26 protein-coding genes are annotated in these 26,396 nt (G+C 32.6%); 14 read left to right on the top strand and 12 right to left on the bottom strand.

The window, feature by feature from the left end; translation table 11 throughout:
* Nucleotides 1-77 precede the first annotated feature (77 nt).
* Nucleotides 78-989 (top strand): helix-turn-helix transcriptional regulator, encoded by a 912-nt coding sequence (locus tag BBI00_RS14460; protein WP_083988510.1) that lies wholly within the window; start codon nt 78-80, stop codon nt 987-989.
* A 160-nt stretch (nt 990-1,149) separates the two neighbouring features.
* Here the strand turns inward: BBI00_RS14460 and BBI00_RS14455 are convergent, their stop codons facing one another.
* Nucleotides 1,150-2,181: a threonine aldolase family protein gene (locus BBI00_RS14455; RefSeq protein WP_065399413.1), complete on the bottom strand. Its 1,032-nt coding sequence runs from the start codon at nt 2,179-2,181 to the stop codon at nt 1,150-1,152.
* Nucleotides 2,182-2,902: 721 nt separating this feature from the next.
* Between BBI00_RS14455 and BBI00_RS14450 the strand changes: the two genes are divergently transcribed.
* The 9 genes from BBI00_RS14450 (at nt 2,903) to BBI00_RS14405 (ending at nt 11,137) form a co-directional block, all read left to right on the top strand.
* Nucleotides 2,903-3,715: a hypothetical protein gene (locus BBI00_RS14450; protein ID WP_065399412.1), complete on the top strand. Its 813-nt coding sequence runs from the start codon at nt 2,903-2,905 to the stop codon at nt 3,713-3,715.
* A gap of 643 nt (nt 3,716-4,358) precedes the next feature.
* Nucleotides 4,359-4,649 carry a hypothetical protein gene (locus tag BBI00_RS14445; RefSeq protein WP_065399411.1) on the top strand — a complete coding sequence of 97 codons (291 nt, stop codon included), beginning with the start codon at nt 4,359-4,361 and terminating at the stop codon, nt 4,647-4,649.
* Between the two features lie 14 nt (nt 4,650-4,663).
* Nucleotides 4,664-5,479 carry a hypothetical protein gene (locus BBI00_RS14440; protein ID WP_123902285.1) on the top strand — a complete coding sequence of 272 codons (816 nt, stop codon included), beginning with the start codon at nt 4,664-4,666 and terminating at the stop codon, nt 5,477-5,479.
* A 221-nt stretch (nt 5,480-5,700) separates the two neighbouring features.
* Nucleotides 5,701-6,036 (top strand): transposase, encoded by a 336-nt coding sequence (locus BBI00_RS14435; protein ID WP_317040173.1) that lies wholly within the window; start codon nt 5,701-5,703, stop codon nt 6,034-6,036.
* A 201-nt stretch (nt 6,037-6,237) separates the two neighbouring features.
* Complete coding sequence (locus tag BBI00_RS14425) at nt 6,238-8,028, top strand: zinc-dependent metalloprotease (protein ID WP_083988509.1); 1,791 nt, start codon at nt 6,238-6,240, stop codon at nt 8,026-8,028.
* Nucleotides 8,029-8,365: 337 nt separating this feature from the next.
* Nucleotides 8,366-8,689 (top strand): hypothetical protein, encoded by a 324-nt coding sequence (locus tag BBI00_RS14420; RefSeq protein ID WP_065399406.1) that lies wholly within the window; start codon nt 8,366-8,368, stop codon nt 8,687-8,689.
* 21 nt (nt 8,690-8,710) lie between these two features.
* The gene (locus tag BBI00_RS14415) at nt 8,711-8,968 is read left to right on the top strand and encodes a hypothetical protein (protein WP_065399405.1); all 258 of its coding nucleotides are present in this window, start codon (nt 8,711-8,713) and stop codon (nt 8,966-8,968) included.
* A gap of 370 nt (nt 8,969-9,338) precedes the next feature.
* Entirely contained in the window at nt 9,339-10,133 is a 795-nt protein-coding gene (locus BBI00_RS14410; RefSeq protein ID WP_065399404.1) for a response regulator transcription factor, read from the top strand.
* A 209-nt stretch (nt 10,134-10,342) separates the two neighbouring features.
* Complete coding sequence (locus tag BBI00_RS14405) at nt 10,343-11,137, top strand: LuxR C-terminal-related transcriptional regulator (RefSeq protein WP_065399754.1); 795 nt, start codon at nt 10,343-10,345, stop codon at nt 11,135-11,137.
* A 197-nt stretch (nt 11,138-11,334) separates the two neighbouring features.
* Here BBI00_RS14405 and BBI00_RS14400 read toward each other — a convergent pair whose 3' ends face one another.
* The 11 genes from BBI00_RS14400 to BBI00_RS14355 form a co-directional block, all read right to left on the bottom strand.
* Nucleotides 11,335-12,375 (bottom strand): hypothetical protein, encoded by a 1,041-nt coding sequence (locus BBI00_RS14400; RefSeq protein WP_065399403.1) that lies wholly within the window; start codon nt 12,373-12,375, stop codon nt 11,335-11,337.
* 13 nt (nt 12,376-12,388) lie between these two features.
* The gene (locus BBI00_RS14395) at nt 12,389-13,561 is read right to left on the bottom strand and encodes a hypothetical protein (protein ID WP_065399402.1); all 1,173 of its coding nucleotides are present in this window, start codon (nt 13,559-13,561) and stop codon (nt 12,389-12,391) included.
* Nucleotides 13,562-13,624: 63 nt separating this feature from the next.
* Nucleotides 13,625-14,305: a hypothetical protein gene (locus tag BBI00_RS14390; protein ID WP_065399401.1), complete on the bottom strand. Its 681-nt coding sequence runs from the start codon at nt 14,303-14,305 to the stop codon at nt 13,625-13,627.
* Between the two features lie 100 nt (nt 14,306-14,405).
* Nucleotides 14,406-15,497: a hypothetical protein gene (locus BBI00_RS14385; protein ID WP_065399400.1), complete on the bottom strand. Its 1,092-nt coding sequence runs from the start codon at nt 15,495-15,497 to the stop codon at nt 14,406-14,408.
* Nucleotides 15,494-16,273, bottom strand: coding sequence for a phospholipase D-like domain-containing protein (locus BBI00_RS14380; protein WP_065399399.1), 780 nt, complete (start codon nt 16,271-16,273; stop codon nt 15,494-15,496). Before BBI00_RS14380 ends, BBI00_RS14385 begins: the two co-directional genes overlap by 4 nt.
* Before the next feature lie 74 nt (nt 16,274-16,347).
* Nucleotides 16,348-16,962: a hypothetical protein gene (locus BBI00_RS14375; protein WP_065399398.1), complete on the bottom strand. Its 615-nt coding sequence runs from the start codon at nt 16,960-16,962 to the stop codon at nt 16,348-16,350.
* Entirely contained in the window at nt 16,955-17,713 is a 759-nt protein-coding gene (locus BBI00_RS14370) for a hypothetical protein (RefSeq protein WP_065399397.1), read from the bottom strand. The genes BBI00_RS14375 and BBI00_RS14370 overlap by 8 nt, the downstream gene beginning before the upstream one ends.
* Before the next feature lie 246 nt (nt 17,714-17,959).
* Nucleotides 17,960-18,217: a hypothetical protein gene (locus tag BBI00_RS23090; protein ID WP_123902284.1), complete on the bottom strand. Its 258-nt coding sequence runs from the start codon at nt 18,215-18,217 to the stop codon at nt 17,960-17,962.
* Nucleotides 18,218-18,232: 15 nt separating this feature from the next.
* On the bottom strand, nt 18,233-19,057 hold the full coding sequence (locus BBI00_RS14365; protein ID WP_123902283.1) for a hypothetical protein: 825 nt from the start codon (nt 19,055-19,057) through the stop codon (nt 18,233-18,235).
* 232 nt (nt 19,058-19,289) lie between these two features.
* Nucleotides 19,290-19,664 (bottom strand): hypothetical protein, encoded by a 375-nt coding sequence (locus BBI00_RS14360; protein WP_065399395.1) that lies wholly within the window; start codon nt 19,662-19,664, stop codon nt 19,290-19,292.
* A gap of 50 nt (nt 19,665-19,714) precedes the next feature.
* Nucleotides 19,715-20,143, bottom strand: a complete 429-nt coding sequence (locus BBI00_RS14355) for a very short patch repair endonuclease (protein WP_065399394.1) — start codon at nt 20,141-20,143, stop codon at nt 19,715-19,717.
* A 185-nt stretch (nt 20,144-20,328) separates the two neighbouring features.
* Here BBI00_RS14355 and BBI00_RS14350 point away from each other — a divergent pair, with 185 nt between their 5' ends.
* The 4 genes from BBI00_RS14350 (at nt 20,329) to BBI00_RS14335 (ending at nt 26,394) form a co-directional block, all read left to right on the top strand.
* Nucleotides 20,329-21,558: a DNA cytosine methyltransferase gene (locus BBI00_RS14350; RefSeq protein ID WP_065399393.1), complete on the top strand. Its 1,230-nt coding sequence runs from the start codon at nt 20,329-20,331 to the stop codon at nt 21,556-21,558.
* 56 nt (nt 21,559-21,614) lie between these two features.
* A complete protein-coding gene (locus BBI00_RS14345; RefSeq protein ID WP_228394765.1) occupies nt 21,615-22,037 on the top strand; it encodes a hypothetical protein in 423 nt (140 codons plus the stop codon).
* A 65-nt stretch (nt 22,038-22,102) separates the two neighbouring features.
* Entirely contained in the window at nt 22,103-23,560 is a 1,458-nt protein-coding gene (locus tag BBI00_RS14340) for an ATP-binding protein (protein WP_065399391.1), read from the top strand.
* Entirely contained in the window at nt 23,557-26,394 is a 2,838-nt protein-coding gene (locus tag BBI00_RS14335; protein ID WP_065399390.1) for a Z1 domain-containing protein, read from the top strand. Before BBI00_RS14340 ends, BBI00_RS14335 begins: the two co-directional genes overlap by 4 nt.
* Nucleotides 26,395-26,396 lie beyond the last annotated feature (2 nt).

Raw genomic sequence — 26,396 nt, 5'->3', positions numbered from 1 at the left:
ACAGAATTATTAAAATAAGCGGCTCCCATCTTCACAGGAAATAGATAAGCATGAATGAAGCAGAAAAATAAGTCACCATGAAAAAGATTAAATTTAACGGAAAACCTTACATTATGAAATTGTATAAACTATTTCATCAGAGTATAAAGGAAACAGATACACATCTGATTAAAAATAAAATAATAGTATTGAATACATATCTATTGTGTTACTCAATGCTATTGCTGGGACTGGCCATTTCAAATCTGAACGGATCAAAAATGTTTTTTTTTACTCATCTTTCCATGTTTATTTTTGTATTGACCAATATTTTTTTCAGATTAAAGCTTAATCCGTTTGTTTACTCCGTTTTTGTTTTTATTGCCTTAATGTCCAACTTTATGTATATGCTTGAATTCGGGGCGCTTTCAGGTGCAGAAATATATTTTGTAACAATATTGACTTCACTTCCCATATTTCTCAATTGGAAAACACAGAAAAGTTATTATTATGGATTGTTTTTCCTGGCCGGCATCATTTTTATCGGCAGTTATTTTCTGGAAGAGCCATTTTTCCTTAAAGGTGATACGGCAGAAGTTTTTCGTAATAAACGGATATCTACAATTTATAATACAATTTTCGGAAGCATTGGGATCATGCTGAATTTTTACTTCATTAAAAAAATAGATAGAGTGAATCATATGCCTGAAAATAATGATACACTACAAAACCTTTTAAAAGCAAATGATCCTCTCTATATAGCCGAGTTTAAAAAAAATAATCCGGCTTTTGTAAAAAAACTATATGCAGCTCACCCTAATCTGTCACCCAATGAATTTAAATTCTGTTCCCTGCTATTCCTGGATTTTTCTTCAAAAGAAATTGCGAGCCATTTGAATCTGGAATACAGAACGATTCAAACCAAGAAAAATAAATTGAGAAGGAAATTAGAATTAGAAACCTATACTGATTTGTATGCTTATATGAAAAGCCTGGACAAAACGATCTGAAAATTTTCAGGAACTTTAAACAAGTTTTTTTGCGAGAAACTTAAGACTTTAATTATGATATATAAGTCTGATGCGAAAGGCCATCTCACAGGAGACAGCCTTTTTGGGTGTAAGGTAGAAGTAAATATTGTTAATCAATACCGGGATAGGTGCTTCTGTATCATTGCAAAGATTTTAGCCTGCTTTCCAGCATCTCCAAATGAGAATCTGTAAAATCCAGATGCGTAACAAAACGGACCAGATGCTTTCCAAAAGGAGAACATAATATATTCTTTTCCTTCATGCCGGCAACAAAGTCTACGGCTTCTATATTTTCCGGAAGTTCTCCAATGACTATATTGGTTTCCACAGGATACAGCCGGATAATTTCGGTATGTTTCAGCAACAGGTCTGCTGTTTTTTGGGCTCTGATATGATCCTGTTTTAGCAGCGGAATGTGATAGTCAAGCGCATAAATACCTGCAGCAGCCAGTCCTCCCGCCTGTCGCCATCCGCCTCCCATTGCTTTTCTTGCTCTTCGTGCCTGTTGTATAAAATCAAATGAACCGATTAATACAGAGCCGACAGGACATCCCAATCCTTTTGATAAGCAGATGGAAATGCTGTCAAAAACTTCGCCGTAATCTTTAGGTGTCTCTGAGGTTTCCGTTAAGGCATTAAATAATCTGGCTCCATCCAAATGTAAAATGAGCCCATGATCTGTGCATACTTTTCTGATTTTTCTGATCTCATCAAAGTTATAAATACTTCCGCCTCCTTTATTGGTAGTGTTTTCTAATACAACAAGTTTTGTAAGCGGTTGATGAATGTCATCCGGATTATTGACAGAGGCTTTTACCAATGCCGCATTCAGTTTGCCATATTCTCCGGCCAACGGCCTTACAGAAGCGAAGGCATTAAGTGCAATTCCTCCGCCCTCATAAAGATAAACATGAGAAAGCTGATCACAGATTACTTCATCTCCAGGCTTCGTATGAACTTTTATAGCCAGTTGATTGGTCATGGTTCCTGTAGGGCAAAACAGTGCGGCTTCCATGCCGAACATAGCCGCTGCTTTCTCTTCCAGTTGGTTCACTGTAGGATCTTCCTTGTATACATCATCTCCCAGTACAGCATTGCTGATTGCATTTTTCATTTCAGGAGTTGGTAAGGTCAGTGTGTCACTTCTTAAATCTATTATTTCATTCTTCATTGTAAAAAAATTAAATATTTAAATTGACTGATCATAGATCAGATTTATTAATTGCCTGTGTATGCCTTATTTTACCATGAATACCTTATGGATACTGGCTTTTAAGCGGCAATGTATAAATAAAATTGTTTTTTATTGTGATATTGGTAAAACAAAAGATAAAAATGACAGATATCTGTCATAGGTTTTGATTTTTAAGCCTAATAACTTTGCAGTCAGGATACTATCAAAATAATCCGGTAAAAAAACACAAACCTTTTATTTAATTATGCTACAGATTTTATAAAGCTGTAATGAAATACAAATGAAAAATGATAAAAAAAATTAACAGATATCTGCCATGACAGATATCGTCTGTAAAACTTATTTCCATTCAAATTTTACACTTTGGTAATACCCTGAACACAACGGGGGAGAAAGAAGATTAATGCATTTAATTTCTTTACAGCAGATAATGTTGTAATCACTTCTTTTCAGAAATTAAATAATTGATTGAGTCTATATCAATAAAAACACAAATGATGAATTTTATTATGATTACAGGTCTTTCAAAGGGCCTGTAACATAAAGAAAAAGAAATTGAGAATGAGCTGGCTGTTCAATTTAGTTTTGAGATCAAAATTCTATTTTAAATAACTCCACATCCATTAAGATTTCTTACGGCATACATCCAATTTGCCTGATGATTTATACTAAATAATAAAAATACAAATTCTTTAAAATGAAAAAAAATGCAATTGTAACAGCAGTTCTTCTATTACTGGGAACAGCACTTTCGGCACAGGTTGGAATCAATACCGCAGCGCCTACGGAAATTATGGATGTCAATGGTACTGTCAGAGTAAGGGATCTTCCTTTAAATGGCTCTGCTAATGCGATCTCCACAAAACCTGATGGCACTAAATCTACTGCAAAAGACCAGCCCTTTATTGCAACTAAAACAGTGGTTGTTGATAATAACGGAGTATTAGGATACGTTAATGGTCTTCCATCTGCTTCTGGTTCGGGTTCTGGAACGCTGAACGTTGGTGAAACTATTGCAAGAGTTTATTCAGTTCCGAATGCAACAGCAACACAAGGTAGTGGTAGATTCAGATTAGGTGCTTATGCGGCTGCTAACGGTCTACCGGCTCTTCCGGTGATGGATGGAATTCAGATGGATCTCTTGGGGTATGATTCAACTTATTATGTTCCTATTATAATAAATACATCCAGTTCTCCTCAAAATGTTAGTTTCCAGACATTTGCAACTCAGGTTAATGAAAACAGAACACTTTTAAATAACACTCTTCAGCCTTGTCCTTTTTTGATAAATACATTCACTGCAAACTTTAATGATGGAAATAACAATGCCGGCTGGCGCGGGGTTGATTCTAATAATATTGTATTTTGGAGTACTAGTGCAGCTGAGGTAGAAACAACGAACTTGCAGGTGATGTCTGGAAATACATACAGATGGTATGAGCTCAAGTGGTGGTGTATGGAAACAACTGGCTCTAAAAGAATATTCTTAGCAGTCACGCGATTTGCATAAGCTTTGTTTTTTATATTAATACAACTTACCATTAATATAAGAAAAAATGACAGATATCTGTTATAGGTTTTGATTTTCAAGCCTAATAACTTTGTAGTCAGGATGCTATCAATAGAGTCCGGTAAAAAAACACAAACATTTTAGTAAGATTATACTGCGGATTTTATAACACTGTCAATAAGTACAAATGAAAAATGATAAAAAAAATAATTCTAACAGATATCTGCAAAGGCGGTATTGATCCGTAAAATAATCCATCATTTTTTACTATAGTATTGCCACAGCAAAATGTGAGGAAAGAGAATTTTAAAGTGGTTTCATTTCTAAGTACTGTTGTACGCGACGGTACTGTAAAGATGGGAATGATCCGAATACAGAGTCAATAGACCATCACTACTCTTTTTTTGGATCGGATAATTGAGTGGAGATTCTATATAAAAAACACAGATGATGATATTTTATTATGATTACAGGCCTTTCAAAGGCCTGTAACATAAAAAAGAAATTAAGAATTAACTGACTGTTCAGTTTTAGCTCGAAATCAAAGTACTATTGATGCAGTTCAGTTGAAAAAAACACAAATATTTTAACAAATCAAATGACAGATGTTGTAAAAAACGGTGATTTGAACAAATGAAAAACAATGAAAAAAATTATTTTTTTGATAGGTACTGTTTTTTGTGCCTGTCAGGTATCCGGACAGGTAGGTATCAATATTGAAGCCCCACATCCGTCAAGTATCCTTACCGTAGCTCCTATGAATCAAAATGGGGAGTACAAAGGAAGTCTTTTAAGCCCTCTTACAACAAGACAGATCAATAGTATTCCCAATCCGGCTAAAGGTCTGATGGTCTACGATACAGATGTGAAGTGTCTCAAAGTGAATAAAGGAACTCCTGAAACAGCTCAGTGGGTATGCATAAGAACCAAATAACAAAAACCAATTGTATGAAAAAATATCAATTAAGTACTGCAGTATTGTTGTTGGGCGTTGCAACTCTTGTGAAAGGACAAGTAGGAATAGGAACAACGTCTCCGGATTCATCTGCCAACTTACATGTGGCACCTACAAATAATACCAATCAGTATAAAGGAACTTTACTGGGGACCATGACTACGGCCAACAGGGATTCTATTTCCCAACCGGCGACGGGGCTGATGATCTATAACACCACAGATAATTGCCTGCAGGTTAATAATGGGACACCAGCCGCGCCCAAGTGGGAATGTCTGGGTGATCAGCCTGATCTTCCTTTTGGAACCATGACTTTTGGACGTTATAAACCGATTTACCCGGGAATTACTTCAAATACATTAAGTTCTCCATTACCTACGTATAGTCCTACCAATACCTTGCTTTATGGGGCTTTTCCACAAAATGGGAATTTTGCTGCCAATGATTTGTTTAGGATTGATGCAGGAAGAAGAACAGGAGATACTTATTCAGCGCTTCTTTATAATGTATCCGGAGAAAGAATAACTTTTAATTTTAATAGTAATGCGTACCACAACCCTGTAGTGATTAATAATTACAATTTAGATCATAATCGGGGGATATATATAGATGGTGATTATATTACCTATTACAGGGAAGCTCAGAACATCTATGTAACAATTACTTCTCCTGCTAAATGGGCAGGAAGAAAGTTTTTAATAGGAGTAAATATCTTCAAGGAAGATACGTCAAGCGTTGTTGAACTGTCCGGCGCCGGAGGCGGGAAAACAAACCAGTCTATGCTCACTTATATTTTTGAGTTTAAATAATTTTTAATTGAAATCTTATACTCGACAAACATTAAGTTTTGTGGCATGACAAAGATGAAAAAATTGACAGCAGCAATCTTATGATCATATCGTTCCATCCGGCCAAAATTCAATAACCTAATAATAAAGAATAGATGAATTTTAAAAATATACATATAGGTCAACTGATTAAAAAAGGAGTACTGGAATCAGAAATTGAAATTTCCCGCATTTGTAAATTCATGAACTGTTCTGAAGAACAAATTAATGAAATGTACACTTTGCAAAGTCTTGATTCTGAAATTCTGTTGAAATGGAGTAAGCTTCTGGAATATGATTTTTTCAGAATATATACCCAGCATCTGATTTTGTATGCTCCGGCACGGGCTAATAATCAATCTGAAATAAAACAAAAATTGAGTTTACCGGCATTCAAAAAAAACATTTATACAAAAGAAATTATTGATTTCATGGTTGAGCTTATAGAAAGTGGAGAAAAGACGAAAGATCAGGTAATTGAAGAATACAGAATACCCAAAACTACTTTATACAAGTGGCTTGATAAATATAAGCCATAGCATCAATATAAAATATGCATAAGAACAAACAAAAGATAGAACAGGAAATTTAAACATTCATCCATATTTTTTAATATAACCATCGCATCGGTATACTTTTCTATCCTATTTAATACATCATATTGTTTGTTATACCGATGCTTTATAAAAAAGCCATTTAAGATAAAAATTTCATCATACCTATTTAATATAAAATACACAATGGAAAGAATTCTAATTATTATCGTATCGTTATGTACTGTCATGATCTCCGGACAGGAATGGTGTGCCTTTGACAAGGTGCAGCAGGAGCTGGAGCAGAAGGATCCGGAAATCCGGAAATCAAGAGAGGAGGCAGAAGCCCGTCTGTTGCAAATGAACGTTAAGGATTATGTGAATAAAATGGGAGTAACCTCTAAAAACGGTTTGTATACAGGACCAATTTATGAAATTCCCGTTGTCGTACACGTCATCGAGTCTTCTGCCCCGTCTAATGCTCATCTTATACGTACTGATGCACAAATTCAGACATGGATAGATAACTGTAACAAGATCTTTGCAACAACCTATGGTAATGGCTACTATCCGGAAGGACCGGGTATTGATGGGGGAAATGTCATTCCTTTTAGGCTGGTATTGGCCAAAAGGACTCCACAATGTACTAACACAAACGGAATTATAAGGTATAACGGGAGCAGTCTGGCAGGATATGATGCTGCAGGGGTAAGAGTCAGTGGTTCCGTAGGACCTAGTGCAGGTCAAATAAAAACCCTAGCCCCACATTGGCCTGAAGGTACTTATTTTAATATATATATGGTAACTCGTATTGATGATAGCTCTTCGGGATGGGCGGGTTTTCCTGGAAATCAAGATCACAACTATGATAGTTTTATGAGTAGTATCAGCCCAAATACGTTAGCACACGAATTTGGGCATGCAATTGGGCTTCATCATGTCTTTAACGGGGCTTCAGATCCTGTATCTCCACCACAGGCCTCCAACTGTCCTGATAATTCTGACTGCACAAGCAAGAATGATTTCGTATGTGATACAGAACCTACCGCTAATCTTTTATACTCGGGCGCTCCTCCCAATACGGCTATTAACCCATGTACAGGGATGCCTTATCAGGGGACCCAGTATAATGTGATGAATTATACCAATCGATCAAGAAAATTTACGGCAGGGCAGAGAGAGCGTAGTGTAGCCATGTTTATGCAGCGACGGTCAAGCCTAACCATATCTTTGGGAGGAACTCCCATTACTTCTCCTGTGCCTACATTAACGGCTTCTGCCTGCAATCCTGCCGGAATTAATAATCCGGCAAATCAAAACTATGGGCCAAACAGGGTTCAGCTCGGTACTATAGATAATTCTTCTGATACATTCTGGACCTATTCCAACGGACATTTTTATATGGATTACAGTCTGCAAAACTGCCATAGAGGTAATGTTTTTACAGATATCAGTGTCAATTCCAATCAGTTGAAGGTAAGCTTTACATCGAGACCACAATTTATAAGGGCATGGATTGATTATAATAATAACGGCATTTTTGAAGATTCGGAACTGATCGGAGCATCACCCACGGCAATCAATCCTGCACAGTCACCTTATGTGATCAATTTTACACCTCCTGCTTCAGCAGTGAAAGATACCTATTTGAGGATGAGAGTTATAGCGGATAGAAGTCAGAGGAATGCCTGTGACAACTTAACGAATGGACAGACAGAAGATTATTCAGTGAGAATTCCTGTAGCAACCTTAAGTACGGTTGAGGTGAGCAGTGCATCTGACGGTATACATTATTCTCAAAACAGCAACTCACTGATCCTTGTTAAGGCAAAGGCTAAAAAATTCGGAAACTATGAAATTTATGATCTGAGTGGAAAAATGGTTCAGAAAGGGAAATCTGATACGAACGAAATTGTTTTAAATTTCTTTACAAAAGGAACGTACGTTCTGACTTTTATTGAAAACGGTCAGAAAGTTTCTAAGAAATTCGTGCAGTAAACAGCGGTTTGTTTATGATAGATATGCTTTTAAAAACAGATGATAAACGAAATTTTTAATGGCATTTTTCAATACAAAAAACACATTTTAATATATTTTTTATGATGGTTGCAGGCCTGTAAAAAGGCTTGTAATCATATAAAATGCAAAATATGCTATTCGTTTAAGGACCATCTGTAATTTAAATAAAGAGCTTAATGCGGAAACCGGAATCGGTTGTATTCAGAAAAACTGTAAAACTCATACTATTGAAGCGTACGGCATTCGGATACAGCATTGTATCAACAGCTTAAAAAATATAAATATTAAGACTACACTATTGATAAACAATAAAAATATGGAAAATAGAGAACCTGATTATGTGAAAATTTTTTCAGATATGATTTCAAAAAAGTTTCCCGAAAAGCAAGCAATATGCCAATACTTTCTGGAAAAGGAGAAGTTATCGTCATTGGATGTGATCACCATTACCCGCATTTTATTTCATAGTTCTGAAATCAATAATAAGCATAAATCCTATGATGATGAAAGTATTGATCAGATATTGGAATATCAAAGAAAAAACAAAATGACCAACCAGAATACAGCTGCAATATTCAAATTAAGCCGGAATACATTAGCAGCCTGGAAAAAAAGAAGTATGGGAAATAAACAAAATTAATTAATCAAAGTAATTCTTAGAATGGATAATAAAAAGTTTTACTTCAATAAGAAATATTACTTCTATGACAGACATCAAAACATAATCATCGCAGAAGATGATTTGGTGGGAAAAAAAATGGATGATCTCGAAGGTTTTTTTACCGATTACAAGGTACAAAAATTACACACTAAAGAACGTGTTTTTATATTGCGAAGATCATTTTTGGGAATTGTAACTTTAAAACTTCATTTATATCTCAGCGAAGATACAGTATATGATTACAGTATTCAGCCTTAAAACTTAGATTTCTATTTTAACATTGCATCGGTATCAATTTTCTTCCTCTATTATAGAAATGTTGTGGATTTCTCCTATTCATTTTTAATCATACCGATGCTTTGTTTTTACTTTAGTTTACTTTCTGACAGCTGGTTTGCAAGAATTATGGCGGATGTAAGAATGTTTTGTCATTTCAGAAATCACCTCGTACAGGCAGATAGGCCCTCTCTGACTAATTTCCATTATATACACAAATTAATATCAGGCAGAAAATGTCATGATATTAATTTGTGATTTTTATTGTTTCTGGTGAAGAGGTATTCATTGCCTGTTGCCATGATCATGCTAAAAACACAATCTGAAACATGCTAATTTAATACCTGCATTTATGAAAAAAAAGATTAATCCAATCGATGAAAAGGAGTTTTATGATTACTTTGTAAAGAACGGAGAGTTGTCTGAAAATTATTTTGATTTTTTTTCAGATTCCATTGAAAGTGTTAAACGTTTTCCTATAGGCCCCTACTTCTGGTTTATTACCAATAATATAGAAATGAAAACGAAAAGGACCAGTGACAACATTGAACTTTTCACTCCTTACAGCAAACAGCAATGGATCAATTCAGATATGTTTTTTTTTATGAATCTCTTTCATCCGCAGGACAGACGTCATATAATGGCTGCATTTGTTTTTTCTGCAACTTTACGGTTAAAGCTTTTAAAAGAGGGAAAAAATGAGCTTAGATTCAACTATTACGGAAGAATGATCAGCGGGAACCATGACTACCGCTGGGTATTATTACAATCTCCACTTCAGATTATTGATAACGGTGAAATAAAAGCTTCTTTTGTAGTTGTTTATGATCTTTCCCATTTTATTATTCAAAACCTGCCACTCCTTTCCATAATAGATCTTGCAGATGATGAGGTACAGTATTTTAAACATATTGATCAGCAGCTCTATAAAAAAGTGGATATAGAAAAACCTAAAATTACGAAACGGGAAAAAGATATACTCAATCTTATGGCGCAGGGCTTTAATAGCCCGGAAATTGCTGAGAAGCTTTTTCTTTCTTATCACACTGTAGAAAACCACAAACGCAACCTCAGGAAAAAAACAAATACCAAAACTTCGGCAGAACTGATTGCCTATACAATGAATCATAGCTTGCTTGTATTTTAATAAGCCAATAGGTTTATCAGATTATTGGATCTGATGCAAAGATGCCCAGATTTGTTTTTTTTTAATTTTTCCGGTCTTATCAATGTTCCCGGCACATGATTTATTCATGGAAACTGAACGATAATGTCTGATATATAATAGCAGTACTCATTGGTATACTTATGGCTATAACGAAAATGAAGATGTATGACCTTAATATCTGTACTGTTATGAAAAATAAGATTAATCCAATGGACGAAAGGCAGTTCAATGATTATTTTAACGAAAAAGATGGGGAACTGCCTGCCAATTATTATGATTTTTTTGCTGATGTCATTCAGAATGCTAAAAGTACTGCGATTGGACCCTATTTATGGTTTATCAATAACGGTACAACGATGATTACAGAGAGAACCAGCGAAAATATTGAGCAATTTACTCCTTTCAGCAAGCAAGACTGGATTGGTTCAGGTACCGAGTTTTTTATGAATCTTTTTCATCCGCAGGATAAAGAATACCTGATGGCAGCCTTTGTTTTTTCTGCAAATGTACGCTTGCAGTTTTTGCGGGAGGGAAAAACCAACGTAACATTCAATCACTACGGAAGAATGATCAACCGGGAAGGGGAATATCGGTGGATATTACTTCAATCTCCACTGCAGATTATTAAAGATTACGAAATAAAAGCTTCTATAGTGTTTATTTATGATCTTTCCCATTTCATTATTCAAAACATGCCATTGCTTTCCATCATAGATCTTGCAGATGATGAGGTTCAGTATTTTAAACATATTGATCAGGATTTGCAAAAAATAGACATGGAAAAACCTAATATAACAAGCAGGGAAAAAGACGTTCTGAGGCTTATGGCACAAGGTCTTAATAGCCCGGAAATTGCAGACAATCTTTTTCTGTCATACCACACAGTGGAAAATCATAAACGTAATCTCAGAAAAAAAACAAATACCAAAACCTCGGCAGAACTGATTGCCTACACAATGAATCATAGCTTACTTGTATTTTAAAAGACAGGTAAAATGTATTTAAAACAAAAAACACTGTAAGAGTACAGTGTTTTTTTGTTTAGTACGGTGTGGAGTTGGAGGATACAGAATCTATCCACATTTTCAAGGCTTTAAGTTTACATGTAAACTTTGCTACCTCCATTGCTACCACCTTAAATAAAATATTTTATAATAATTTTAAACTGTGTCAGACTTTATCATTGCAGAATATTGTTATATAAGCTATAATGCTCATCAATAAGATATAATGTTGCTAACAACAAAAGGTTCCACTGTTCTGATGTTAGAAAAATTTCTTCATGATTAGCTCTGAAATGAACAATAGAGTTTCTTAGTTTATAAAAAAAAGTTGCATGATTGTGATTCTGGTCATCAGGTAGGCTGGTTTTGAAATTTTGAAAATACTGTAACGTTGTTACTTTTGATTCTTCAAAAATTCTATCTATCGCCATATCCTCCTTAGGTTTCCATTTTAAGGAAGTTTCAAATTCTGACACAAAATCTAAAAAGTCAAGAGTTGTTCTAGATTTTAGATGAAGCTCTTTTAAGTAGCTAACAGGAAAAATTCTCTCAATTAGTCGATATAATTCTAAAAATGAATGTTTGTATGTAGTGGAGAAGATGCAATTGATTATTAGACGGTAATTTATACTGTCGGAGCCCATTAAAGATAATTCTGATATCAGGTCAAGGACATCTTGGTTAAATTCTAAGATTAACTCATTAGTAGATTTTGAGAATATATAGCAAGCTATTCGATCAACAGAATTTGTCTTCAAAATAGAAAATTTACTCAATTTAAATATTTGCACAGGTTCTAAAAACTGTAAAATATCTTCAAAATCATGTCCATTGTAGCTTGGATCTAGATGTTGAAATAGAATATTGTCATAGAATTCTAATTGATTAGCTCTCTTGGAAAGTTTTAAGTATTTCTCGGAAACTAATAATGTAGTTATACCACTGTTAATATCAAATGTTTCTAAAATTTCAGGTATTTGATTGTCGGTTATATTTGCACCAACTATTGCTATATAAAATTCGCTGCAAAATTCTATTTCAATAAGTCTTATATCGGAAGTGATAATTAAGATGTCCCTAATCTGTGCTTCTTTAATCCAATCTTTTTCAAAATCTCTACTTTTTATGTATCTTTTCCCGCTTTTTACAGAACCGTCATTATATTTAAGGTAGTCATCAATTAAATTAGAAAAAGCATTAATATTTACATTAATCATGTTTCTCATAAGCCTAATATGATAACCAGCAAACTTCTAATGATGGAATATTCTCACCTAATTCAAATAATGTTTCAAATGACTTTGTGAAGAATTCCCTCTCAAAATCTCCAACTCGGGAAGATTTCACATTTAGTTTTTCACTAAGAGTTGCTAAGGATAAAAATTCTTCAAGTTCGGTTTGTGAAAAAGAATTTACTTTTTTATAAATGGCATTAAATTTTTGTGCAACTGACTCAAAAGATTTTTGTATTTCATCTTCTGATTTTTCAATTCCTGGTCTGCCAAAAATTTGTTTTGCCATTGCTGTAATAAAGCCGACCCGAGCGGGTTGACTCTTAAATAAATCTTTGCCACTATTAAATTTTTTATCATTATCAACTGACTCAAATCTACTAAAATCAATATCAAGCAAAGTTAATGCCCGTAAAGATTGATAATAGTAATCTGAAAAACTATTACTTTCTGTAACTTCTATAAAATCAAGTCTGGTAAACTCATCTGCTAAACGTTCTCTTGTATCAACCCTTTCTTTTCTCCCTCCAAAGGCTAGGTATAATTCGATTAACGCATCAGCGTGATATTGTCCACCTCTGCTTCTACGGCTTCCATCGTTTATACTATATACTTCTATTTCGGGGATAGCATTTTTGATCTCATTGATCATTGTACTAAAAACGGTTTCGACTTGTCGTCTTATATTCCATGGGACTTGTCCAGTATTTAATACCAGCATACGATAAATGAGACTATTAAGTTTGGTTGATATCCAAAATTCTACTCTAATAATATTATCAACTGATAATCCTTCTTCAACAGCTTCAATAATTGCGGTAGTCCTTTGCATGCCATCAATAATTGTTAGATTTCCATCTCCTACATTTTTTATAATGTCAGAAAGATCATTGTCGGATATTCTTGGTATATTATCGAAATCATTATTACTAACTATTACGCCGATAACAATTGGAGGTAAAATCGTACCTGACTTTATATCCTTTACCATCTGTTTTCTGATTCTCATTGCTGAGCTAGTCTTCAGAGGCTCTCTTTGTTCATTAATTCCCCCTTTGTTTTTATAAATTTCGGTTACCAATTTTAAATAGTCTCCAACTGAAACTTCGAGTATTGTCGAATAGCAATTTGATCTATGATCCTTAATGCGTGTTAAATGGCTGAGTTTCATATTTAAGTTTATTTAATGTTTTTAATAATTATATGTTTAATATTTTATAATAACTTTTCCAAGTCAAATCATTACGTATTCATTTTCATGATCTGATTTGTAATGTTCTATAGCTGCCTTAGAGAACCTGCTCATAGTATAATAATTGAAACATCCTCCAACAGTGACGCCTACACCAAAAGGTATCAATTTGCCCAAAGCAATGCCACCTCTTTTTGTACCCCATTTTGTTACTAAAGTAGTTCCAACTCTTCTGTTTATTTTTTGTAGTATCTTACCCGACACATTTCTATTAAATTGTGCCACGGCTACCTTAGTGCCAATTTTTTCAGCAGCTACTTTTGCAGATAATATCACACCACTCCAAATTCCTAAAATATATATAAAATCACGATTAAAGCCTTGTTCCATGTCTCTATTATTTATCACTCCAATTCCATAGCATATTTTAGCCATCATTCTGAGCATGAGAGTTAAATCTGCGGTTAAAGTTGTTCCTTCAATAGCAAATTGACCAACAGTTCCGATACCGGGAATTACGCTTGGTAAAGCAGAAGCTACTCCAATATTTGTATAATTTCTTATGATCTTTTTAGAATATTTTTTGGATAACTCAATATTAGTTAGTTTAGGATAACTGTTTTTAAGCTCTTCAACTTCAATCTTGATATCATGTAGGGAAGGAGCTACAAAATTCATAATTGTCAATAAATCAAATTTTGAAGGTTTTAAATTTTCTTTCATTTCTAGCTGCAGATTAGTTTTTAATAATGGCAAAAGTAATTAGATATTAAAATTAATGAAATAATCATATATAGATTTAGTACTAAATCATTGACGATAGTTAGAAATTAAGATTAAATTTCGTGGAAATTTCAGTAAGTACTAGATTGTTTATCATATAACTTGGAATATTTAGTCTAGAGACAATTGGTAGGTTTTCTCCTTCTACGGTTAGTTCGTCATTCTCAAAGTTAAATTGGATCGCATTTGTATGACTGAAAATTTCTTTTGCAACTTTATTTTTAGCTAATGGATTATGGAAAATAAAAAGACCATCTGAAAGTTCTTCCGGATTATCAAAAGACACAGTTTGAATCTTGTAAATTGGCGGTTCGTAATCCTCTCGAATATTTATAACAGTATTAGGATGAAATTTGAACTTCGAATCAGATATAGCTAAGGATGTCAGTTTACCTAGCGTTGTTGTACAAGAGAATATGATAGCTGAAATATGTTCAAACTTAATATCCTTAAAAATACCGACGGTGATTAAAGAATTGCTGTCAGGCTTAGAGATCTCTGTAACGGGTTTAAATTCATTTGTGGTAGGAATAAAATATAAGCCATACAGTAAAGCCAAAAGTGGATAATAATATTCTCTTCCGTAATCAATTTGTCCATATGAACTCAAAGCAATTAAGAAAGGTGTTTCTTCTTTAATCCAACTTTTGGTTCTGTACTTTTCTAAATATTTTGTACTTTTAGAATGAATAGCATTAGAGTTTCTGGCAATCGCCTCATTTAAAAAATCTCTATAGTTATCTTGTAAATATGGTGGAGTAACCATACTTAGAATGTTCCTCGAATTTCTATTCTTTTCTTCTAAACCTCCTTTTTTTATATTTGATATAACAGCCTCTATATTTAATTCTATTGGGTATTTGATCATGAAATCAGGACTGTTATGTGTAAAATCGATCTCAAAGCCGGCATCTTTTAAAACACGATATAAGTAGAATTCCCAAAAACTTGAATGGAAAGTTGTTTGAAATTCTTTTATTATTTTATTATCTCTGTCAATAAACCCCTTGGTCCAATTTCTAAGTATTTTCCGTTCTTCAAAAAGGACTGGTTGATCACGCAGAAATTTAAATTTGGAGTGCAAAATATTTTCATCCAAATCATGTCTTTTAGCAAATATATCTAATGTCATTTATCTGATGTTAGATTTCTAAATTCAACAGAATATTTTGTGGCTTGTTTAGGATCATATTCAACAGTGATATTTTCATCATTTTTAAATTCTGCATTATCTGACCAATTATATGATCCCGTTATTACAATTTGATTGTCTATTACGCAAAATTTATTGTGCATAAGACCTCCTCTTGCGCCTCTTTTAAGTTTAATATGTGTAATTTTAGAAATGTCAACACCAAATTTCCGATTAATTCCATCATCATAAATTGCAAGTTTTACCTCAATGCCTTCTTTTTGTTTTTCAATTAATTTTTGAAATAGCCTATTGTTTGTAAACCATGCCATAACTACTGTAATAGAAACTTCGGCATCATCTAAAGCTTTTAAAATTTGAGATTCAATATCTCGAAAATGTGCCTCATTTTTAATAGGTTCAACATTACTAATGATACCACCATTAATAAACAATTTTCCGTCTACGTCTTCTATTACATAGCCTTCTGGGTTTAATATTCCGTTAAAATCGGATAAGTGGTTGGTGTTATCTTTTACAAAATTATTTAGTAAATTTCTAAGATTTTGACTGCCATTTAGTTCATTTAATCTTTTCTTGGTATACTCTGTTTTTGATGGTCTCGATCCGTTTAATTTACCAACTTCTGGAAGCCCTTTCTCATCATAAACATCTCTAAAGCCGTAGTTGTTGAAAAATTCTACGATTTCTTTTCCCTTTTTTGCATCGACTATATATGGTATAATTTTGTTTATTGCAAATGACGAAATTTTCATACTTATTACTATTTAGATATGAATTAATATGTTAGATGGAATTAAACACGGCGGTTGATATACAATGTTTCCTGTTATATAATTTTTCGCTCTATTATTGGTAGATTAATATCATAATTTATGCAGTATGATTGAAAATCAATAAGTGTTTGTTTTGCTGTATTTTCATCTATAAATTTATCTAAGTCATAACTTTTAAATAGCATTATTCCTTTTTCATCCTCTTTGTGGCCGTAAGTTCCAGTTGTAAAATCCGTATTATTCCAATTATCTGTATTAAATAATTCCCAAGTATTTTTTCCTATTACAAATATTAATTTGCTTTTAGAAGCCTCCGGTTCCAAAAATAAATCAGGATTAGTCTTTTGTATGCTATTATCTTTCTTTTTATCGAAATATCCAGAATCAGAAATTAAAAAAATAGAAAATCTTATTTCATCTTTATTTATGATCTTTTTATGAAAATGAAATTCATAGAAATATAGATTTAACCAGTCCCATGACCAAAATGTCAAATTGCCTGAACCATTCCTTGGTGAAACATTGCTAAACTTTGAAAAACCACCTAAATATATAAAGTCGTATTTACTTCTGATAAAATTAATGAGATCCAGAATTCTTTTCTGATAATCATAAATTAATCGGTAGGCTTTTCTAACTTCTGTTAAATTCTCATTTAAGTTATGCATAAGGAAAAAGTATTATTTTATTAGTGTTAATTTTGTAATTTGATAATCCGGACAACCAATTTGTTATTTTTGGTTCGCAATAACTTAAATGATTAAAGCTGGCTTGGTCTATTAAGATTTCCTTTAAATTATTTAACCAATTGATTTTATAAAATTGATGTATTTCAAAAGCTTTGATAATATCATCAAGAATTCTAATAATATTTTGTTCATTTTGGTTATTTTTAGATAATATATATTCTTTAAAATTTACAATAGTATTTAATAAATTAGTCCAAGTTGTTTTACAAACTTTAACAGATTTATTTGTATAAAATTCATCTGTTAAATCATTATCATCATCATGATTATAAATACCTCCTAATTGAATAAAATATAAATCCTTGTTTTCAAAACCATATTCGTTAAAATATGCTGTAATTTCTTTTTTTATCTGATCATCAAACTGTTGGAAATAATCAAATCTCTTTGCCTCAATAATAATATCAATGTTTTCAAATCGTAAAAAAATGTCAGGTTCTACATATTTTTCATTTATGGTATTTCTTGGATTCCATTTATCCCAAAAAGAGAGACTTAGGAGTATTCCACAATCAGTGGGGATTTTGTCATGAAGAAGACTGTTTTTTATAATGTCTGTGATGTACTCTGAGGGCAGATATTTAATTAAATCAAATATGCTTGCTGTAAGACTATCCTCACAAATGCAGAAATTGTTAATCCCGTTTTTCTGAGAAATGTAAGAAATCATATCGAAACAATAAATTTGTTGATATGTTGGATATTTAAATTTAATTTTTTCATGGATAATTAGCAGTTTGCTACTAATTTACGGATTTTTCTATATGATATAATATTTAATCAAAGATTTTATCGTTCAGTCTCTTAATATCATTTCTTAACATTAAGAACATTTGCCAAGGAATAAATTTTGACAAAAAAAAACCTGAAAATTATTTCAGGTTTTTTTTTATTAAATATTTTAGGAATGGAAATCTTATAAGGTTTTAGAACGATAAACTTGAATACATATAAATAGGTGGAATACAAAAAGTCCCATTAGCATAAAACAGATGATTCTACCGGTATCTAATACAGAAGTTATTGATAAAACTTCGTGTTTAATTTCTTTATGGTTTAAATTTAAATATTCAATAAGTTTACTACCGTATTCGACATAATTATCAATAATTCCTAAACACAATATGATTCCTAAAATACTGATTAAAATTCCAATAATTGATAATGTTTTCATAAGTTTATTTTCTATTTAATATCCTCTGTTATTTTTGAATTCTTTTTCACATTTTAACGAACAGAATTCTTTTTCATCGGTTACAATAAGTTGATATTTATGTTTATTAGCATCTTGGAGTTCATAACTTTCAATGCAGGCTTTGGGACTTACTGTTAAGACCGTCATTACAGAAGCAATCATCTCAAAAGGGTCTTCAGACTTAGGTTTTACAATTACTCCTAACAAATCCTTTGAGGTATAGATCATCGCTTTGATATCAATTTTTTTTCCACACCATTTACATTCAGTGACTCCAACATCAATCTTGTTTTCAGCCTTAGATAATGGATCAGGATTCGGATCACTCATTATTTTCTTTAGTTTGATAATATCCTCAGATGATAATCCTACATATTTCTCGGTTAGGTTCGCATTATCTATTAGTCTTTCAGCTTCGGGTGTAATTGCTATATCATCCCAAGAAAATGTTTTACTTGCAATAGAATTTAAATCTTTAGTATTAATATTTTGATCATTTTCTAATTTAGTACTTTCTTTCACTACGAATTCTTCAGAATTTTCCTCAAATACATTTTGAGAATACCGGAAATCTAATATACTTTTCCTATCATTATAATCATATACTGTTAGAATAAAGAAAGAGAAAATAAAGTACAATAGTATATTCGAAAAAACGGTAACTTGATAGGGATTATCATCATAATCATCCGGGACGAAAGAAAAAATTATTGCTGAAAGAATTTTAATAACCACCATTATAGCGAAGAAAGGCAATAGAAATGAAGTTGTAATCATTGATTCGAAATCAAGATTCTCAAGGTAGTTTAAATAATTCATGATGGATTTCAGTTTTTGGTGGTTTATTTTTTATAGTAATCTAATCTTTTCTCCTTTGTTCCGTCACCATTTTGATCGTAATATTCATAATCCTGAAGAATTAATTCCTTGGAATCACTATGTTTAATGTAATAACGTTCTCCATCAATATCTAAAATATGTGTTGTAGCATTATAAGAATAAGGATATGTTTCGATACTCCCTATTTGTTGACATTGTTGAGTGGAAGAATTTAAAGTAGTATTGGAGACTGTACAGGTTTTAATGCTTTTGTAGGTGGATTACCGTAATTTTTTGCAATAAAACCCTTAATCTTATCACTGTCAATTCGGTAATTATTATCTAAAATAAAACCGTTCAAAGAGACTTTAAATTCACTTAATTTTAGATTTATGGAATCTATATTTTTGTTAAGCAATTTATCAATTTCATTTTTGGGGTTCCGTTTTCGCAGACTTTCTCGGTAACATTCATTTTCTGAATCCCAATGTTCCGCCAGGATTGAGAATGGCGTTGTAAGGACAGTATCATCTTTTCTGCCCCTACAGTATCTGAAACTGATTTTTGTTTCTCCGGTTTTTTTTCTTAAATAAAATTTTATACTCATGAATGCCCTATTTCAGGCTAATATTCGGCAAAAAAATGAATTTGCAATGGTTAGGCTAAAAGATTATCGTGGAGCTCATTTATCAATTTTTCTATTGTTTGATCTACTTTATCTTTTTTTAATTCACATTCCCATACTGTTATAACTTTCCATCCCATTTGAATTAGTAATTCAGTATTTTTCTTGTCTCTTTTCTTGTTACCGTTAATCTTATCAGTCCAGAATTCGGTTCTGGTTTTCGGAATAACATAATATCTACAATTTTCGTGACCGTGCCAAAAACAGCCATTTACAAAAATTACCGTTTTGTATTTTTTTAATACAATATCAGGTTTCCCCGGTAAATTCTTATTATTTATCCTATATCTGAAACCTTTAGAAAAAAGAAGTCTCCTTAACAGTATTTCAGGTTTTGTATTTGTTCCTTTTATCTGCTGCATATTAAATCTTCTCTGCTCAGGAGTATGTTTATCACTCATAATTGCATATTTACGGGTTCCCGTATTTACAAACGGTAGAACAGAAGTAAATTTACAAAAAATGTGTTTGATAGGGATTATAGGTAATTTTACGGTATTTTATTTTACAGAAACACCGTAATTTTGTAGATTGTAAAAAAATAATTAGTTAAACAATTAAAAGTAATTGTTTTAAGTTAAATAAAATGTCAAAACTAAAATTTATAGATTTATTCGCAGGTGCAGGTGGTCTCTCAGAAGGTTTTGTGAGAGCAGGATTTACTCCTGTTGCTCACGTTGAAATGAATAAAGATGCATGTGATACTTTAAGAACTCGAACTGCTTTTCACTGGTTGAGAGAAGAGGGGCGAATAAATGAATATTATGATTATCTAGAAGGAACTATAACAAGAAAAGAACTTTGGGAGAGAATTCCTAATCATCTTATAAAATCGGTAATCAATACAGAAATTTCAGAAAAAACCTTACCGACAATATTTGATCAAATTGACGAAGAGTTAGGTAATGATTCAATTGACTTAGTAATTGGTGGGCCTCCATGTCAGGCATATTCTGTAGCCGGAAGAGTGAGGAAAGACATGACAGATGATCCACGAAATCACCTTTACAAACATTATGTTGAATTTTTGAAAAAGTATCAACCGAAAATGTTTGTCTTCGAAAATGTTCCAGGTATACTCTCTGCTAATAATGGTCGCTACCTTCAGTTAATTTTTGATGCAGTGAGAGAAGCCGGTTACGAACTTGATAAAAAAGTATTGAATGCACAGGATTTTGGTGTGTTGCAAGACAGAAAAAGGGTAATTATTATCGGTTGGAAAAATAATTTAGAAATAGAATATCCAAGGTTTTATAAGGTTGAAACACGATTTGAAATAGCAAAACATCTGTTTTCTGATCTGCCAAAAATTAAAAGCGGACAGGGCGAATGGGGAGTATCTCCATATATTCAAGATACAAATGATTATTTAAAGGCTTCTGGTATTAGAAATGGTATTTCATTTACTACACAGCATATTTCAAGACTCAATAATGAAAATGATCTTGAAATCTATAGAATTGCTGTTGATAAATGGGTAAATGAAGGTAAGCGACTAAATTATGCTGAGCTTCCTCCACGACTGATAAAACATAATAATACTAAAGCATTTACCAACCGTTTTCAGGTTGTAAATCATAAAGGAGTCTCTCATACCGTTGTTGCCCATATATCTGCAGATGGGCATTATTATATACACCCGGATATTAATCAGAACCGTTCTATAACGGTAAGAGAGGCTGCAAGAATTCAATCCTTTCCCGATGACTATTTCTTTGAGTCAAGTAGAACAGCAGCATTTAAGCAAATCGGAAATGCTGTACCGGTACTAATGGCGCAGGGAATTGCCACCACGATAAGGGAGATGATAAGATGATAAATTGGCAATATTATCCCAAGAGAAAAGGAATACCGTCACATTTAAAAGACATTGTGGATATTTTCAATTTTAATGAGGAATCAATATCTTCAGAGATACATTTTTTACATAGTAATGAGGTTTTGCAAAAGATAACTTCAAGCCTCTTGAAATTGAATTATAAAGTTGAATTGTCTAAAAGGGCTAATGATAAAATTAAGGTTCCAGTTTTATTCGGTATGAACGGTAGACTTGAAAAATATTTTGATGCTGATGCTTACAATGAAGAATTTAAGACGGTAGTAGAAGTTGAAGCAGGCAGAGCGGTGACGAATTATCAATTTTTAAAGGATCTATTTCAGGTTTGTATGATGCATGAAGTGGATTATTTGGTAATAGCAGTTAGAAAAAGTTATGCAAAAAATCAAGATTTTCAAACTGTAATGATTTTTTTTGAAACATTATATGCATCAGGAAGATTGACTCTTCCATTATAAGGTATATTAATAATTGGTTATTAATTTACAAACAAAAAACTAATAAGACTGATACTCATAATTAAATGCACGAATTTAGAGCCGAAATAGCCAAACCAAATCCCAAATCAACGATTAATTCTTACCGAAGCTTTGGGTATAATCTATCGACTGCGATTGCGGATATCATAGATAATAGTATTTCTGCAAATGCCAATGAAATCTCTATACATTATAAATGGGAAGGCCAACACTCTTTTATTTCCATTAGAGATAATGGAGATGGAATGAATAAGGACGAATTGGTTTTAGCAATGACTCCAGGAAGCAAAGATCCCGATGATGAACGGTCTGAAAAAGATTTAGGTCGTTTTGGAATGGGATTGAAAACTGCTTCGTTTTCTCAATGTAAAAGATTGACTTGTGTTTCTAAACGGGTAAATTTTTCAACAATAAAAAGATGTTGGGATATTGATTTTATTAATGATGAAGAAGAGTGGCAATTATTAGATTATATTTCTGATTCAAGTTTCCTTAATGAAATAAATGAGCAAAAATGTGGAACGCTGGTTTTATGGGAGAAATTAGACAGAATAGTAGGTAAAGCTGAAAGCAACAACGAGAGTGTAAAAAATGCATTTTACCAGGAAATGGAAAATGTACGTGAGCATCTCGGTTTGGTTTTTCATAAATTTATCGAAAGTAGAAGAATAAGAATATTTTTTCAAAATGAAGAAATCGAATCATATAATCCTTTTTTACTAAACCTTGACCCAAAACCAGAAATGGGATTACCGGAAAAATTTGGAGATGTAGAGGTTACCTATTTTGTTTTGCCTCATATGTCTGAAATTGGAAAAGAAGATTACGACAAAACGGGAGGTTCTCTTGGTTGGCTTCAACAACAGGGCTTTTATGTTTACCGTGGAGATAGATTGCTTGTTTCAGGAGATTGGTTGGGATTGGAAAAGAAAAGGGACTACGCCAAATTAGCAAGAATATCAGTCAATTTTTCAAATTCAAATGATTTTAATTGGAATCTTGATATTAAAAAATCTACAGCAGCACCACCAATAGGAATTCGTCGGGAGCTTTCGAGGATTGCGAAAATAGCAATTATGAAATCCGCTAAGATCTATAATTGGCGGGGGCAAAAATCTATCTCTCAAATTTCGAATTCAAATTTTGAACCTTTGTGGAAAGATGAAATTACTCGTGAAGGAATCAAAAAATATAAGATCAACAGAAAACACCCGATAATTAATTCTTTGTTAGCTGACAAAAATAAATTGATATCAAAGGCATTGCAGCTTCTCGAAGAAAATGTTCCTGTGGAGCTTATTCTAAACAACCAAAACGAAGACCCAAGCTTTCATGAATTAGAAAAACATTCTGAAACTCCAAGTGATGATTTACTGAATTTAGCTGTTGAATTGTATAAAATTTACATTCAGCAAGGTATTCCGGAATCTTTGGCAAAACAACAAATTATGTCTTCAACACCTTTTAATTTATTTCCATTAATTAATGACTATTTGAAATGAACGATGTAAACCAAACAGCAAAACTTATTTGTCACGCCTATCTAAATTTAGTTCCTCGTGATACAATTGATGATAATACAATTTTAAAAATTATAAACGATAAAATTTCGTCTGCAATAGAGTTTCAAAGTGTAGACAAGGAATTATTATTTGAATTACTCCATGCCGATTTTAGCATAGGAAGTGGGACAATTACAGAACTTTATGATGAGAATGTTACGCCTTGGCTTAACGATGAAAAGGTAAATATCGACTTTGAATTATGGAATAGATACAAGTTGGATATGCAGAAGAACGACCCTGCTTTTCCAGTTAACGATTTGGACGATTTTACAGATAAAATCCTTGATAAATGTGTAAATCCAAAAGAAACAAAATCATTTGACAGAAGAGGAATGGTTGTTGGTCACGTTCAATCGGGGAAGACTTCTAACTATGTAGGTTTGATTAATAAAGCTACCGACGCAGGCTACAAAGTAATTATTGTAATTGCAGGAACAATTAGTTCATTAAGAAGACAAACCCAGGAAAGAATTGATTCTGGCTATATTGGTAGAAATAGTTCTGCTTTCATCAGAGAAAATGAAAATAAAATAATAGGCGTTGGAAAATATAAAGTAAATACTGATATTTATTCTTTGACTTCATCCTATTACAAAAGTGGGGATGAAGGTGATTTTAGTCAATCGGTTGCGAATAGATTAAATATTCCAATAGGAAAAAATCCGGTTGTTTTTGTTATAAAAAAAAATAAAAGCATTCTCGAAAACCTTATCGATTGGTTTTCAAAAGACGTTAATGCAAAGATTGTTGACGGTACTCCAAAGCTGTTTGATGTTCCTGTTTTGGTAATTGATGACGAAGCCGATGCGGCTTCTGTAAATGCAAGCAAAAGTATTGAAGACATCAAAACCATCAATAGATTAATAAGAACTTTACTTAACTTATTCAATCAGAATACTTTCATCGGTTATACAGCAACACCGTATGCAAACTTGTTTATTTCACAAGAACACGATGAAAATGCAACGACAATTGTGAAAAACAAGGAATATAAAATCGGCGAAGATTTATTTCCAAGAGATTTTATTATCAACATAAAAGCTCCTAATAATTACATTGGTGCTGCAAAAATATTTGGCTTTGAAAATCCAAGTGGAGATGATAATGAACCATTGGATATTTTCAGAGCAATTGACGACTATGATCCTCCTTTTTTCAAGACTATTAATAAAAATAATAAGGAGGAATTACCGGAATATCTTCCTAAAAGTTTAGAAAGAGCAATAAAGTCTTTCATTCTTACATGTGCAATACGAAGATTACGAGGACAGGAAAATAAACATAATTCAATGCTTGTTCACGTTGCGTTGCTGGTAAAATGGATTGATAGGGTAGCTTATTTAGTAAACGAAAAGACGAAAGAATACGCCAATGCTATTAGAAGTGATGATACCAAGATTTTACAGGAATTAAAGGGATTATATGAAACAGATTTTGTTCCAACTACTGAAAATGTGTTAGGAAATTTGGATTACAAAGACATCAGAATTAGGCAGCATTCTTGGGAAGAAGTAAAAGGGGAATTAAAAAAAGCAGTTTCTAAAATTGATGTTCGCTCTGTTCACGGAACTCGTTCTACAGCAAATTTAGAATATCACAATATTGAAGAAATTGATTATAATAGATACGAAAACGGTTTGTCTGTAATAGCTGTTGGAGGAAGCAGACTGTCACGGGGAATTACACTGGAAGGTCTATCCGTTAGTTATTATTTGCGAACAACAAAAATGTATGATTCCCTGATGCAGATGGGACGCTGGTTTGGCTATCGACCGGGTTATGTTGATTTGTGCAGATTATACACTACAGAACAGATTTTTGAATGGTTTAACCACATCACAATGGCGACTGAAGAAATGCGGAACGATTTTGATGAAATGACTGCTTCTCATCAACGTCCGAAAGATTTCAGGTTAAAAGTTAGAAATCATCACGGTTTAATGACAATTACAAGTTTGGCAAAACTACATTTCTCGAAAAAAATTGAAATTTCTTTTTCCGGAACGAATCCGCAGACCTACCAATTATTGAAAACTAAGTCTGCAATTGAAAGTAACTTTAAAACACTTAATAATTTAATTTCAGTAATTGGATTTCCTGAAGCTCAAAACAGAAAGGAGACGCGAGGAAAAATTAGATATTTATATTATCCTAAAATTGAAATTGAATCAGTTTGTGATTTTATTGATGCTTTCAAAATTGAACAGCCGAGCATTAAAAATGCAACCTTAAGCGATTATATTAAAGCTCAATCTAAAGATAATACCATTAAAGAATGGAATATCTGTATAGTTTCTAATACTGATGAAAAAGTGTTTATCGATTACAGTGGTAACACACCATTAAATGAAAGACAGGAAAAGGAAGATGTTTTCACTTATGATTTACATTTCAATAATGAATCACTGACATTAGGTTGTAGTGTTCGTAACCAACCAAAAATCACTCGAGGAAGCGACTTTTATTTGATTGCAAAAAATCAGATTGATGATTTGAAAGATAGGCAAGTTGATTTAACAGTAAATGGGTTTACAACGAATAAAGAAATAAAAGAGCAAAGAGCTGCTGAGAAAAAAGGCTTGCTTTTAATTTATGCTTTAGATGAAAGGGGAACACCGAACGTAAATAACGGAATTCCAATAATTGGTTATAGTCTTCACTTTCCAAAAATTGAAAACGAAGTGAAAACGTCATATACGACTACGATTTTTGATGGATTCGATGAAGACCCACAAGAAGAAGATGATTTTCCAAACGAAGATATCGAATAAGT

The organism is Chryseobacterium arthrosphaerae, from assembly GCF_001684965.1.
Lineage (GTDB): Bacteria > Bacteroidota > Bacteroidia > Flavobacteriales > Weeksellaceae > Chryseobacterium > Chryseobacterium arthrosphaerae.
This window is presented reverse-complemented; position numbering and strand designations above follow the sequence as displayed.